We start from the raw sequence: 14,455 nt of genomic DNA on the forward strand, positions 1-14,455 counted from the left end.
GCGCCGCGATGCTGCACAGCAAGATGTTGTTAAAACCTGTTCCCCAAACCCTGCCCCCCAGCGGTGCCGCGATGGACCGCAGCCTGCCGCGGCCACCTCTTTGGCGGCGCGCGCGGGTGATTGCGGCGGCGGCTGTTGCCGCGCTGGCGCTTGGCGGCGCTTGGCTGTGGTCGGTGCGCGCCACGCCGGCCCAGCCGCTAGGTCATATGCAGCTGGCTACCGTTCGCCTGGGTGAGTTCCGCGATGAGTTGGCGCTGCGCGCTCGCGTTGAGCCGCTGCGCTCGGTGCAGCTGGATGCGGCCGAGGCCGGGCGGGTAGAGGCGGTGCTCGCGGCCGACGGCGACAAGGTGCAGGCAGGTGCGCCGCTGTACCGCCTGCTCAGCCCCGAGCAGGAGCAGCTTTTGATGCAGCGCAGCGCCGAGGTGGCGCAGCAGATGGCTAACGTCTCGGTCCAGCGCAGTGCGCAAGCGGCCAGCCTGGCCCAGAACCGCCGTGAACTGGCCCAGCTGCAAGCCGGCCAGCAGCAGGCCGACAACGAGCTGCAGCGTGCCAGCCAGCTGGCGCAAGACGGATTTCTGTCGGCCGCCGCTCTGGAGCAAGCGCAACGCCAGCAGCGCCTGGCCACACAGCTGCTGCAGCAAGCGCGCCAGGATCAGGCGCTGGAGGCGCAGACGCGCCAGCAATCCCTTGATGAGATGGCCCGCGCCGTGCAGGGCTTGCAGCGCGGCCTGCAGTTGCTGGAGCGCGCGCGCGACCGGCTGTTGCAGCGCGCGCCCATTGCCGGCCAGCTCAGTGGCTTTGCTCTGCAACCCGGCACCAGCGTGCGGCTGGGCGACCGCCTGGGCCGCATCGATGACCCGGCCGGTGGCATGCAGCTAACGGCCGAAGTGGACGAATACTATTTGCCTCGCCTGCAAGCCGGCCAGAGCGCCCATAGCGAGGGCAAGGGCGTGCTGAGCCTGGCGCAGATCCTGCCGCAAGTGCAGGGCGGCAAGCTGCGCGTGCTGCTGCGCTGGCCCGCCGGCCAGGCGCCCGCCGACTTGCGCCCCGGTCAGGCGGTGGAGTTGCGCCTGGCCCTGGCCCAGCCCGCGCCAGCCTTGCTCTTGCCCGACGGGCCCGGCGTGCAGAGCCAGCTGTTTGTGCGTCAGGGTGGCGAGTTACGTCGCCGCGCGGTGCAGCTGGGCCGGCGTGCGGCCGGCCAGGTGGAAGTTTTGTCCGGCTTGGTGGCCGGCGATGAAGTGCTGGTGTCCCAACCTCCCTCTTTTGATCTTGAAAGGCTGACTCTCCCATGATCGAACTCAAAGCCGTGAGCAAACGCCACCGCGCCGGTGATATCGAAACCACCGCGCTCGACGCCATCGACCTGCACATCGAGGCGGGCGAATATGTCGCCATCACCGGCCCCTCGGGCTGCGGCAAGTCCACCTTGCTGGGCCTGCTGGGCTTGCTGGATCTGCCCAGCAGCGGGCAGTACCGTTTGCTGGGACAGGACGTCACGGCGCTGCGCCCGCGCGATTTGGCGGCCCTGCGGCGCGGCCGCATCGGCTTTGTGTTCCAGAGCTTCAATCTGGTTGATGAAATGAGCGTGGCCGACAACGTGCAACTGGCCCTGCGTTACGGCCCCATGCCCGAGCAGGCGCAGCGCCAGCGCGTGGCCGAGGTGCTGGGGCGCCTGGGCCTGAGCCACCGCGCTGCCCACCACCCCAGCCAGCTCAGCGGTGGCCAGCAGCAGCGGGTGGCGATTGCCCGCGCCATCGCGGCTCGCCCGGCCCTGCTGTTGGCGGATGAGCCCACCGGCAATCTCGACAGCGGCCATGGCCAGGAGGTGATGCAGCTGCTGCGCGAACTCAATGACGAAGGCACGACCTTGGTGATGGTGACCCACAGCGCCGAACACGCCGCGCTGGCCTCGCGCACCGTGCGCTTGCTGGACGGGCGGGTGCTGGTGGATGCCTGCGCCGAGGTCGCGGCATGAGTACCTGGTTCACGCTCATGCGCGACGCCTGCCGTGGCCTGCGCGCCCGGCCCTGGGCCACGGCCGTGGCGGTGGGTGGGCTGATGCTGGCGCAGGCGGCCTGTGTGCTGGTGGCTTTGCTGGCGGTGGCTTTGTCTGACCCCGATCCGGCCATTCCGGCGCCTGAGCGCGTGGTGCTGCTGGACTTCAAGGGCAATCTGCCGGGCGAGCAAAACTTCTGGTTCAGCGCCTCGCCGCTCGTGTTCGCTGAGATGTTGAAGGAGCGCAAGGTCCCGCTGGAGTTGATCAGCCGGGCCAGTGGCGGCGGCTTGGACATCAAGATCGACGGCCGCCTGCAAGCCAGCTATTTGCTGCTGGCCGACCCCGATCTGGTGCCGCTGCTGCAACTGCCCTCCCTGCAGGGCGACCTGCGCGCCAGCCTGGCGCGGCATGATGGCATCGCCATCAATATTGATCTGCTGCGCAAGCTGTGGGGCGAGCTGCCGCCCGAACAGGCGCTGGGCCGCCGCATCGAGGCGGGGGGCAAGACCTACACCGTCAGCGCGGTGATGCCCAATATCGATGCCCGCAACCCGCTGGCCAATCCGGGCGCGCTGGCTTCGGTGGGCGAAGCCATGGCCATGGTGGGCTATGACTCGCAAGCCAATACCCGCACGCCGGCGCAGCGGGAGGCGCTATTCGTCATCAACGGCCGGGTGTTTGCTCGCCTGGCACCGGGGGCCACGGCGGCGCAGGTGGGCGGCTGGATGCGCGCCGCCTTCATGGCCAACCCGCAGTATGCAAAGCTGCCGGCCGAGTGGAAGGCCAATGGCCGCGAGGCCGCCTTCTTCCGTGGCCTGCCGCTGACCGAGCTGCCGTTTGAGGCGCGTGGCGTGGAGCTGCGCTGGCAGCTGCTGGGTGCGGTCGGTCTGGCCTGCTTGGTGCTGCTGCTGCTGGCGGCCTTCAACACCATGAATCTGCACACCGCCAGCCTGCTGCAACGCCAGCGCGAAACCGCCTTGCGCCGCAGCTTGGGTGCGGATGGCCCGCGCCTGCTACAGCTGTGGGGTTTGGAGGTCTTGCTGCCGCTGCTGCTGGCCGCCGCCGGCGCGCTGTTGTTGGCTTGGTGGCTGGCGCCCGCGCTGGCGCAGTGGATGGGCTTGTCCGCGCAGCACCCGGTGGCTGATCCGCTGCCCGGCCGGGTCTTGCTGGGCTTGGGCTTGAGCGTCTTGCTGCTGTGGCCGCTGACCCTGGCTTTGCCGGCCTGGGCCGCCTTGCAACGCGCCCCGGCCCCGGCCTTGCAAGGCCGCACGGCCAGCGAAGGGCCTTGGGGCCGCCGCCTGCGCCAAGGCTTGCTGACGCTGCAGCTGTGCGGCTCGATGGCGCTGCTAGGCTTGGCCGGGGTGCTGGCCCTGCAGCAGCAACATCTGCTGCATCTGGACCGAGGCTTTGATACCCACAACCGGCTCTGGCTGGGCATTGTGATGAACCCCGACGAGGTGCCGCAGATGGCGCCGCTGATCGCTGCGCTGCGCTCACATCCGGCCATTCAACACTGGGCCTTCAGCGGCATGCGCCCGGCGCGAGACACCGAGGGTGAGATCGATCTGCACGTCAGCGCCAGCCAGCACAAACAGGTGCTGCGCGTCAGCACCGTGTCCAGTGGTTTTTTCGAAACCTACGGCATGACCGTGTTGGCGGGTGACCCCAAGCTGGGTTCGAGCACCGCGCTGAGTTCTGCTGCGAATGCCGCGGGCGAGGACGGCGAGGCCAAATTGGTGATCGATGCCAAGGCGGCAAGACTCTTGGGCTTCGCCAGCCCGCAGGCGGCCGTCGGCGCCCAACTGCGCGCGGGCGGCGGCTTTTTGCAAGAAGGCAAGGCGCTGCGCCGGGTGGTGGCGGTGGTGAAAGATGTGCGCCTGGAGTCGGCCCGCGACGCCGCCCGGCCGCAAGCCTTCTTGCTCAGCGAGGCGCCGCAGTGGGATTTAACGGTGCACGGCCCCGACCCGGTGGCCTTGCGCCGGGCGCTGGACGAGATCTGGGCCGCCCACGGCCCGGCCGTGCGGCACGAAATTCAGGCCGCCGACGAGCAGCTGGCCGAGGTCTACCGCCAGGAGCAGCAAATCACCAGCCTCCTGAGTGCCATCGCCCTGCTGGCGGTGGGCGTGGCCATGCTGGGGGCTTATGCCCTGGTGGCCGACACCCTGCGCCGCCGCCGCACCGAGTTGGTCTTGCGCCATCTGCACGGCGCCAGCCCGCTGCAGATCGCGCTCAGCGTGGGGCGCGAATTCGCCTGGCCATTGCTCGGCGCCGCAGCCTTGGGCCTGCCCCTGGCCGGCTGGCTGGGCTGGCAATACCTGGCAGGCTTTGAAGAGCGCATCGCGCTGGCGCCTGGCCTCGGTTGGCCGCTGGCCACGGCAGCACTGCTGACCCTGGGCGTGAGCACGCTGGCGGCAGCGCGGCACTTGCGCCTGGCGATGGGCTTGCGGCCGGTGGAGGCTTTGGGCTGAGCTGAAATCAGGAGCGAGGGGGCTGCACGGCGCCGGGGCGGGAGGGGTGGGGCGTTTGCTGGCGCCATAGCCGCCCCTATTCCCGCCGCGGTCCTTGGGGAAATCAACGCTGCGAGACAATCCCCCGCTATGTCTTCCCCTGCCGTTTCCGAACCCGATCCCATGCCTTTGCCACCCCCGCAGCCCGACCTAGACGCCTGCTGCGGCAATGGCTGCGATCCCTGCGTCTTTGATCTCTACGACCTGGAGATGGACCGCTACCGCCAGGCCTTGCGGGCATGGCGGGCCCGACTGTCGAAAACCATTCATCTCTGAACTGCATCTGTAGATAGAACAAGCACTTAGGAAATGTTTGCTCCGGCATGTCTGAACCGTTTACTCATCCATGTCTGAACTTTTACGAATTCCGCTCGTTCATGTCTGAACTATTACGACGGACCCCGGCGTACTCGGCGATATGTCGTTACAGGAGTCCCAGTTGCTGGCAGCACCTTTTGCTAGGCTTGATGGGGCGTCTGGGCCGAAGAAGCTGGCTTCACAATTGAAGATCACACGGGATATCAGCGTTTCAGCGATGCTGATGGACCAGCAAGCCACGGACGCGGCATACGTAGCGGCGGGGTGGCCACCGGCGCGCAGACGTTCGGCTCCCTGAATTGCACTAAAAGTTGGAAAACAGCTGAATCGCCATTGAGACTCCGCGCGGACAATGCGGCTCATGGAAACGCCGGTTGATCAAAATGACACCGCACGACTTGCACCAACGGCGCTCCGTGCGGCCCTGGTGGAGTTGGCACAGTCAGCTAGCACGAGCTACAGCGTCATTCTCCCGCCAGAGGTGTTGGAAAGTGCTTTGCGCTCGGGCGTGGTCCCTGAGGACTTCGCGCCGCACATAGGCACGCTGCTTAAGGATGCCCCACGGCCTACGCTTGCCTGGGTGGGCGCGCAGATCATCGCTGAAGCAGGTCTGCCGTATGGGCGGACCTGGTCCAACATGCGAAAGCTGGCTTCAAAGTTAAAGATCGCACGGGATATCAGCGTGCCAGCGATGCTAATGGAGGTTCAGGCCAAGGACGAGGCAGATGTCGCGGCCGGACGGAGATCGGCGCGCAGCCTCTGGGCGGTTCAGAGTGGCGATCTTGATGGTTATACGTTCACGCCAAATCCGAACTCGGAGTTCGACAAGCCCGGCGAAGACTGGTAATGCCAAAGAAGCGATGCCAACTCTGATGCGAGCGGGCGTTGTTTGGACAAAGCTAGTTTATCGAGGAAGGATAGGCCCTTGCTCAGCTCCAAGACTAGCAAGCGCCGCTTGCTAGGCCCGATGGGTTCGTCGGGGTCCAGGATACGTTGCGCTCGCAAGCACTACTCCGGTCAGTTCGTAGAACATGATCAGAGAACTTGTTGGACGGCAGGTAAGCAGCGGTTGCCGTCATTGGCGATCAGCCGCCGAATTTACGCTGCCTGGCATGAAACATTCGCCGGCGCATCTGACGGTCTAAACGACTGGTCTCGAGGGCATTGCGGTTAACCCATACCGACTTCATCGTCTAGCGAGGATCAATGCCGATCTTCTAGTGCCGCTGCTATAAGTCCGGCAGACGCTGTCTCCCACGTGTCGCCGGCTAGCAATTCCTTGAGGCTCATGGTCCGGTCGAAAGCGGCCTTCCGATCTCGAAGAACGAAATCGATCGACTTGCACCATTCATCAGCGGAATCATTGGCGTCATCCACGGTTCTGACAACGTACTGCTGCAGGTTGCTCGCAGCCAGAATTTTGGTCTTGAGGTACTCGGCAAATCCACTCTTGTTGCTCACCAGGATCGGGATCCCCAGTTGAAGTGCCTCAAGAGCCACGAGGCCGAACCCCTCACGCCTTGACGGCATTAACAGCACTGCTGCTCGCCGCAAGTCATTCTCGATGGCGTCCACATCGGCAGAATACTCCTTGACGCGGATCGGGAGGTCGCTGGGGTAGATCAGACCCCGCAGCTGCTCTCGCAACGCCGTGCCGGTGTTGATCGGCGCTCCACGAATAACCAGCTCAGGCTGAGTTTCAAACTCAGACCCTGATTCCAGCAGCTTGGCCATGGCCAAGGCCGCGATATCCAAGCCCTTCAATTCCAGGTCTTCTGCGCGGCCTAGGACGAGGCAGAAGTTGCCGGGCGCGGGGTTGCCAACATTGGCGGAGCGGATGCCCGGAATGAATTGATGGACGGGGATGGGAGGTAGCAGCGTAGACAGCAGATTGCTGAACTCCAGGTGTAGGCGCGGCCCCACGGCAGCTACGAGGTTCGCACCTTTGCAAAGCCCCCGCTCAATCTGTTCTCTGGCCTCTGCGGTCTGGGCGGCATCTTCTTTTCCCTTGTACCACTCGATCTCCCCAGGTGCCATGTGAACGAAGTGGATGCGCTTGGCGCGAGGGTAAGAATCTTCCTGCTGCGCCTTGGCTGCGTGGCCCGTGACGCGACCGTGTCCGATGATGACGTCTGGCGCGAACCCGTCCAATGGAAGCTTGCGAAGCAGCCCATCCAGCGGACCACCGACGCTCACGGGGGATGCGGCTACAAGCCTGACGCCTGCGTCTTTTGCAGACTGCAGTTCATCGTCAAGGATAACCGGCACAACGCACACCACCTCGTGATTGAGCTTGGCCAGCGAACAGCAGAGTTCCCTGTTGAAAGTAGACAGCCCACCTTGCCGAGCGATCCACTCCGTTGCCATGACAAGGATATTCTTGCTTGGGGATTCCTTCTTCGGTTGCGGCTTCGCCTGCTGCATTTCCGATGCTGGCTCCCGGAAGGGGCGGGAAGGCTCCATGGTGGTCACTGCCAACTCTGCCGATCCTGCGTTGTTGGCTCCTACCACGCGCTGAATCTCACGTAGCGCGGTGGTGTCGGCTTCGTCAAACGCGTTCTCTGCCGCAGTTTGGCGAAGCAGCTCTGCAGCTTCGGCAGCGCGTCCTTGCTTGATCAACGCCTGTGACAACGCCCTGGCGATGGAGATGAGTTCGTGCTTCGGCGGAATCCGCTGAAGTCCTTCCTTCAGCAGGCCAATCGCCGTGTCCGGCCGATGCTGTTCCTGATAGATATCAGCAGCCTTGAGGTACAGGGCCGCGAGGTTCTTCTCTGCAGGAACGTTGAGGATGCCCTCCTGCAGTAGGAGCAGGGCGTCCTCCGCTTTTTTTGCGCCCACCAAGAGGCCGGCGCCAAAGTGATACAGCGCGAATCTCTTATCCTGAGACGGCACCGAGTCAAGCGCCTTGTAGACGACGTCGATGGCTCCGGACCTTTTGCCCGCCTGGTCGAGAAGTTGCGCCAGGAGTACCCAATGGTCAGCTGGCGCCCTGCGGCTCGATGTGGCCTTGCGCGCATGGGCAATTGAGGTCTGCAAATCTCCAGCGCCTTTGCGAGCCCGAAGACATCTCGCAAGGAAGTAGTGCAGCCCGCCAGGACCACCGTCTTCCAGGAGTATGGTGAGGATGCCAATGCGTTCGTTCAGAACCTCGGGGTGATCGGGCACCGGCGCATTGCCGCCAAGGTCACGCGCCACGTCCAGCATCTGGATTAGCAGTTGTCTCAAATCATCAACACGTCCTGCATGGAAGAGGTGATAGCGAGCCTCTGCGAATGAGTTGACCAGGCGCGAGTTGAAGCCGCTAGCGTCCACCGACTTCAGCGGGCGCGCGTAGTAGTCCGCAGCTCGCGAGTGTGCTTGCCTGAAATCGACCTCATGCTCCTTGAGATGTGCTAGGCCAATCTCGCGCACGACGGGCTGAACCGAGTACCAGCCCGCTGTTTGCTTCAGAAGGAAATGTGAGACAAGGGCGTGAGCGAGATGCCTGCTCTCGGTGCGCTTGCCGTCAAAAAGCAACTGGAAAACGGCTTGCTCGAAGTTCTTCCGGTGAACGCTCAACATCAGCAAGCGCCTGTAGTGCTCGGCGCTGAGGCGAGAGATCGAACGCTCCAGGAGGTCCGCCTCCAGCTTCTTCAGGAAGTCCCGCGACACGCTGCGATCTTCGACGGACCAGAAGCCAGGGTGCCGTCCAATCACCTCATCGAGTGATTCGAAAGCGAGTGACGAGACTAGGGTCTCGATCGCGCGTGGATTTCGGCCAAGCGCTTGCACCAGATCGGACTTCCGCTCATCGTTGACGGCCTCAGGAAGCCCGGCCTCGGCCAATCGATCGTCGAGCAGAGATACCGCCTCTTCGACGTCCAGCTCATCGAGCTTTTTGATCGGGATCTCGGCCGACCAACGACCTTCAACCAGCAGCCGGTCGCTGAGCAGCAATAGCCGGCCTACGTGGCCCCGTCGCGATCCTATCGACGAGAGGACGGCTGCCAGCTCGTCGGTTGGCTCACCGGAGTCAGGCTTGAACAGCCTCTGTATGTCATCTATGACGATGAGAACTTTATTTCTCAACGCCCGGTCCAAAGCCTTGGGCAGACTCATTTCCTCGCCAAGCAACATTGCCTCCATCTCTGGTTGATGGCAATGGCTGCTCAGATTGGCGGCGAGATCGATGAACAGATCTGTCAGTGACGGGTCAAGACGGTTTGAGACCTCTTCGAAACAGGACTGAAGGCTGAACTTCTCTCTAGCTGCTTCACAGAGGTCACCTGCTAGGGCAGTCTTCCCTACGCCTGGAAATCCCTCAATGAAGCAGATCGGGGGACCACCCGGAAGCCAGGTGCAAGTCAGCCACTCCAGAAGCTTCTGCCGCTGCGCACCAAATGCCTTCTTGTACATGCTTCACTTTCTTAGTCCCTGAACTGATCAAAAATAATAACTTATTATCTACAGTGACTCTCCGCTTGCTGATGCTGTCGCGGCAGCAATAGCGGGTCGTCGCTTGTACCCTGACGTTCAAGGATGTAAGGGGCGAGCGCTTCTTTCTTTAGCGACTGGTTCGGTTGGCGATGCGGCCAGTCAGGCGTTGCGACCCCGAGTAGCCTAGGCCAAAGTCCTAGGCATTCTCCGGCAGTGAGTCAATCCAATCGCGCCACTCTTCGATGAACGCGGCGTCACCAACGCTGGCGATGATCCAGCGGACGCGTCGATGGGCCGTTTGCTCCCACCCCAAATCCCGCCAGGGTTGAGGTACTTCGGCCATGAGGACGTATCCAGTTCCCAGCGGCGTTCGGTGAACGGGTATCGCCTCCAGAACATCTAAATTGGACATGGGCAAATCTCTTGACTTTGAGTATGCCGTGCACCAAGCAAAAGATCGCCACTCTCAATCGGAAACTTCTGCTGAAGTCTTGAGTTTGCCTGCGCCGAATCCCCTCTCAGGCCATATATGAAACGTAGGCCTACCAGTGCTGGATTGAAATCATAAAGGCTCGATGCATGATAAACCATGTTGATAAAATGGTTTTGCAGCATTTGGCGACTCTATACATCGACTTTTGCAGATTCTGATTGATGCCAAGTTATTGATATGCCAAGCAGTCCCAATTTCGGGCTGAGCGAGAATTTTCGAAAAGTATATTAAATAATGAACTAAAAGTACACGTGAGTGAATAAGGGTTGGTAACTTCGAACGCCCCCATTAACATCCCTTATTCACCCATATTTGCTATGTCAAGCCAAGACAGTTCACGAAAGTCCGCTCTCCAGCAGGAACTCATGCGAATTCGCGAAGACTTCTATCAAAGAGGAGAGTCAGTCGCGGAATGGTCTCGCCATCATGGCTTTCGCCCAGGCGCTGTCTATCGAGTTCTAAGTGGGCAATCACTTGCGGCGAGAGGTAATTCTCATAGGATTGCTGTAGCACTGGGCGTCAAGGGAAGATCAATGCAATCAGAACTGACGCAGCCCCTGGCAGGGAAGGAGGATTCCATGTAACCGCCAACCTGAAGTAACAGGCGCGCAAAAAAACGCCGACCACCCCGGGAAGGGTGATCGGCGTCCGGGAGCTTGAAGCTACCGCAAGAACCTTTAGTTTCATACTCCCCGCGCAAAAAGTCAATCCCCGGCAACCACCGGGGCTGGATAACTATTGCCTTTCGGGATATGAAACCAGTTCGAAAAGTAATCACTCGTGCGCCGCACCGCAGTGTGGGCGCTATTCACGAGCCATGGTTCCAAGCTGAGCCGATTCATCACGAATCCCAGCTGGAGAAATACTGCATCGAGGTGCTGCTTCTGACGCCGAGCGTCGTGAGGATCGAGCATCAGCCGCTGACCATTCAATATGAAATTGGCGGGAAGAAGCTGGAGTACACGCCCGACCTTCGAATCACCCTGCACGACGGGAGTCGCGCGCTGGTGGAAGCCAAAGGTCAGCCTTACGAAAACCGCTTTCGGGAACTTCTCGAAGGAGGGTTGCACGAACGCCTGCGTCTCCTCGAGATGCCGCTTTACCTTGTGCCAGGCAGGCTGGTCGACCAGAGGCACAGGTCCCAAGTCTCGGATCTGAGATCCATGGCGCGGCGCACGCCGCCGGACGGCACGATCGATGCACTGCTCCGGTGGGCGTCACGAAGTGCCGGAGCGTCCATCGGAGACGCCGAAACAGCGGGGCATCCGCTCGCGCACATTGGCTACGCCGTTGGCCGGCGATTGCTGTCCGTTGGCCCGGCCTTCGATCTTTCCCCCAATCAGTCGCTTCAACTCGGGAGCAAGCATGAGCACGTACACATTGACCATTGGCTTGGTTATCCGGGAAGGGCTGAGGACGTGGCGGCTTGATCGTACGCTTCCCGACTCACAACTGTCCTTCCTTGATCAGTCGACCGGTGCGCTAAAGACCATTTCTGTCGCCAAGCTGCAGCGTGATCTGGAGGCGGACCGGATCCAAGTCGTCCAGGAATACCCAGTGGCCCTCTCCAGCGCCACGGATTCCAAACTTCGTCTCGTAAAGACAGTCGAAAGCCTGCCGATTCGGGAACAGGTTGGTTTGCGGCTTCGGTTGGGTTTCGTCAAGCATATGTTGCGACGAGGCCTGCGCAAGGGGATGAGGGGGGCGATTCAGGCTGAACTGGATAGTCTGGATGGTCAACTGCCTTTTGGCGTGCCGCCTGCGGATGTTGCCAACGCGCGGATTTCCACCAAGCCCCGTGCGTCTGCGGTCATGGCTTGGATGCGTATTTTTGACGCGTCAGGTGGCAATCCGATGTCGCTCATCAGCGGCATCTGCTTCCGCAAGATGCCTCGACGGCTAATTCCCCTGGTGGAGGAAATCGCACGTCGAAAAATCAGAGACTACTACTGCACAAGGCAGCGCCCATCGGCCGACAAAACGAAGGTGCTGATCAATCGAGAACTTGAGCAACAGGTCTCCAAAGGGCGAATTGAGCCAGAAAACGCGGAGATCAGTACTAGCACGCTGCGCCGTCTGATCCTAGACGTCTCGCCCTATGACCGGTGCGTTGCAAGATACGGTCCCAACTACGCCCGCAACAAGTGGCGATACAGCCTTGGTGGCATCGATGCTGCACGGCCGCTGGCAAGGTATGAGATTGATCACACCATTCTCGACATCGTCGTTGTCGATGATCTGACGGGGCTACCCATGGGACGGCCAACCATAACGGTGGTCGTAGATGCATTCAGCGGATACATCGCCGGGTTTTACGTCAGCTTTTGGAGTGCGGGCCTTGCGAGCGCCCTGTCAGCCTTCAAGGTGGCCATCCGTCCCAAGGATCCTCTGTGGGAAATCGCTGGCTTGAAGAACAAGTGGCTGAGCTGCGGAATCCCTGACCTCATGGTCGTCGACAACGGCCTGGAATTTCACTCGCTCCGATTTCACTCCGTCGCTGCACATTTGGCGACCGACGTTCTGCACTGTGCAGTTCGACAGCCCTGGCTCAAGCCCCTCGTCGAGAGGGTAATTGGCGAGATCAATCGATCTCTTTCGCACCACGGCCGGGTTGAGAAGCAGCTGACCAATTACATCCCAGACAAGCCTGAGAAGTCAGCCTGCATCACCTTCAGCGCCCTTTGCAAGGGGCTGTTGAAGTTTGTGGTTGACGTTCATCCTTTTGAGATCAACGAGAGACGGCTCGATCGCGCGTACGACCTTTACGCCGAGGGCTTTGCAACACAACTGCCACCTCGGCTCCCCACGAGCATGGATGCACTGGACATCATCATGGCTGACTCAAAAACCCTCACCGTCGGGAACGAGGGCGTTCTTCATCAGTACCTTCGCTACAACTCGCCCGAGCTTCAAGAAATGCGCCGAGGAATTGCTCTGACGTTCCAGGCGGAGATCAAGGTCAATCACGAAGACCTTGACCAGATTTGGCTGAAGAACCCCCGGGACAACGCATGGATGCGAGTCCCATCGTGCTACCCGCAGTACACAGCAGGCCTCTCCACAGTTCAGCACAAAGCCATTAGGGCTCGAAAAAAAAGTACCTTGAACCACCGCAATGCTGAGGAGGTGCTGATCCAGTCCAAGCTGGAGCTGATCGATCTCTGGAATACCTCAGCTCGCGCGGGTAAGCGTGCCAAGCGCCAGGAGCTCCTGGCGCTGGAGGGTCTGGCCTCTACCAGAGTGTTTTCAGCTGCTGGCAAGCCCAAACAGGACAACACCCCTGAGGTGCAACGCCAGATCCCCATCTCCAAAGATGACTTGTTAGCCATCCCAAAGGAATACGAGACCTATGCATTTGACTAACAGAGAGTTCCGGCTCGCGGAGCCGGAAGAACTTGAAATCGAGGCGACCCAGCGCAGAGCACGCGAGCGTTGGTTGAGCACCTACTCCGCCAAAGCAATCAAGCAAGGCGCGGGCATAGACAACGCCCTAGTCAAGCACACGAGGTTCCAGGAGCTTGTCGGCGACCTTGAGCGGATGTTCTTGCTGGGCAAGGAATTACGGCAGCCTGTGGGCGGGGTCATCAATGGCGGCGCAGGGGTTGGCAAGAGTACCTTGTGCCGCTACTTCATGGACACCTTGCCCCTGCATAACCTGACCGAAAGCGGGTCTGGCGTGTTGTACCTCCGTCTGCGACGCGGGCGATCGTTGGCCGCCGTGGTGCAGCAGATCCTTGGCCAATTGCAGTACCCACTGTTTAAGGTCAATGATGCGAACCTGGATGCCAAGCGCTCTTTGACCTTGGATGCCTTGCGCCGCCACAAGATCAGGCTCTTGTTGATCGATGAAGCGCACCAAGTCATCACCCGAAACTCGGCCAAGCGAGACGATGGCTCATGGGCGGCGACACATTCCGTTTGAGGGGGCTGCCGCCTTTTCCCAGCTGACTGGCGTTCCACAGGCATGGTTTGAGCACCGGTTGCCTCGTTGGCTTGATCGAGATCGGTGGCGCGAGATCGAACTTTTCGGCCAGGCATGGCGCGACGACTGGACTCTTCGAGGAACGCATCAACAGGTCTGCACTCTGTGTCTGTCAGAACAGGGATTTGCCCGGGCCGAATGGGACTTGAACGCATACGCGGCCTGCCATCTGCACGGGACAATTCTGCTCGATCACTGCGGCTATTGCGGTCGAGGGATTTCGCCAGATCGACCGGCCGTGGACATCTGCAGTTGTGGCCACTACATCGCAGCCGAGATGATGCCTGCAGACTCGGCCGTAGTTCGATGGTCCGCAATGTGCGCTGATGCGGTAGGCGCAGGTGCCGGCATTTGCGCCACGGACCTTGGTGGCTTGAGCCTGCTGCAAGGCCTGAGCGCCGACGGTGCTTATCGAGTTCTGTTGGCATTCGGAGGGGGGCAACCAGCGCTGCGGGGCCGAGTGCTCAATAGTGTTGAGTCATGGCTGACCAGTGCGGCCATGCATGAGGTGCTCGCGACGGCGATTCGTAGGATGGCCGAGCCAACTGGGTTCATGTGGGGCTCTCGAAGTGAGGTCCAACGATGCACTAGCAGTTTGGCTGAGCAGCAGCTTCGCGGCGTGACGCCCTTTGATCGGACTGCCGCCGGGCACCTTCGAAATGCCATGGGTCTACCTGCCCGCTGGCGTAACAGGCGCCCTGCCTTTCACCATCAACTCGATTTATTCACCTAGGTTTCTTGTG

At 61.2% G+C, this 14,455-nt stretch carries 11 protein-coding genes; 10 read left to right on the plus strand and 1 reads right to left on the minus strand.

The features are described from left to right. Nucleotides 1-23 precede the first annotated feature (23 nt). From AT984_RS19710 to AT984_RS19730, 5 genes are all read left to right on the plus strand, one after another. Nucleotides 24-1,292: an efflux RND transporter periplasmic adaptor subunit gene (locus AT984_RS19710; protein ID WP_156422130.1), complete on the plus strand. Its 1,269-nt coding sequence runs from the start codon at nt 24-26 to the stop codon at nt 1,290-1,292. Continuing rightward, complete coding sequence (locus AT984_RS19715) at nt 1,289-1,975, plus strand: ABC transporter ATP-binding protein (RefSeq protein ID WP_058721556.1); 687 nt, start codon at nt 1,289-1,291, stop codon at nt 1,973-1,975. Before AT984_RS19710 ends, AT984_RS19715 begins: the two co-directional genes overlap by 4 nt. Then, nucleotides 1,972-4,464, plus strand: a complete 2,493-nt coding sequence (locus AT984_RS19720) for an FtsX-like permease family protein (RefSeq protein ID WP_082680199.1) — start codon at nt 1,972-1,974, stop codon at nt 4,462-4,464. The genes AT984_RS19715 and AT984_RS19720 overlap by 4 nt, the downstream gene beginning before the upstream one ends. A 129-nt stretch (nt 4,465-4,593) precedes the next feature. After that, complete coding sequence (locus tag AT984_RS19725) at nt 4,594-4,779, plus strand: oxidoreductase-like domain-containing protein (protein ID WP_058721558.1); 186 nt, start codon at nt 4,594-4,596, stop codon at nt 4,777-4,779. A gap of 403 nt (nt 4,780-5,182) precedes the next feature. After that, nucleotides 5,183-5,668: a hypothetical protein gene (locus tag AT984_RS19730; RefSeq protein WP_156422131.1), complete on the plus strand. Its 486-nt coding sequence runs from the start codon at nt 5,183-5,185 to the stop codon at nt 5,666-5,668. A 356-nt stretch (nt 5,669-6,024) separates the two neighbouring features. On the opposite strand, the gene AT984_RS19735 is transcribed toward AT984_RS19730, so the two are convergent. Next, nucleotides 6,025-9,216, minus strand: coding sequence for a glycosyltransferase (locus tag AT984_RS19735; RefSeq protein ID WP_058721560.1), 3,192 nt, complete (start codon nt 9,214-9,216; stop codon nt 6,025-6,027). 879 nt (nt 9,217-10,095) lie between these two features. Between AT984_RS19735 and AT984_RS24010 the strand changes: the two genes are divergently transcribed. The 5 genes from AT984_RS24010 (at nt 10,096) to AT984_RS24015 (ending at nt 14,445) form a co-directional block, all read left to right on the plus strand. Then, nucleotides 10,096-10,314, plus strand: a complete 219-nt coding sequence (locus AT984_RS24010) for a hypothetical protein (RefSeq protein ID WP_082680382.1) — start codon at nt 10,096-10,098, stop codon at nt 10,312-10,314. A gap of 168 nt (nt 10,315-10,482) precedes the next feature. Continuing rightward, entirely contained in the window at nt 10,483-11,160 is a 678-nt protein-coding gene (locus AT984_RS23320) for a TnsA endonuclease N-terminal domain-containing protein (protein WP_058721562.1), read from the plus strand. Further along, complete coding sequence (locus AT984_RS19750) at nt 11,096-13,093, plus strand: integrase catalytic domain-containing protein (protein WP_197418185.1); 1,998 nt, start codon at nt 11,096-11,098, stop codon at nt 13,091-13,093. Before AT984_RS23320 ends, AT984_RS19750 begins: the two co-directional genes overlap by 65 nt. Beyond that, nucleotides 13,080-13,652, plus strand: coding sequence for an ATP-binding protein (locus tag AT984_RS19755; protein WP_082680202.1), 573 nt, complete (start codon nt 13,080-13,082; stop codon nt 13,650-13,652). Before AT984_RS19750 ends, AT984_RS19755 begins: the two co-directional genes overlap by 14 nt. Further along, nucleotides 13,621-14,445: a TniQ family protein gene (locus AT984_RS24015; RefSeq protein ID WP_442952190.1), complete on the plus strand. Its 825-nt coding sequence runs from the start codon at nt 13,621-13,623 to the stop codon at nt 14,443-14,445. The genes AT984_RS19755 and AT984_RS24015 overlap by 32 nt, the downstream gene beginning before the upstream one ends. Nucleotides 14,446-14,455 lie beyond the last annotated feature (10 nt).

Origin of the sequence: Paucibacter sp. KCTC 42545 (genome assembly GCF_001477625.1) — a bacterium.
GTDB lineage: Bacteria > Pseudomonadota > Gammaproteobacteria > Burkholderiales > Burkholderiaceae_C > Paucibacter_A.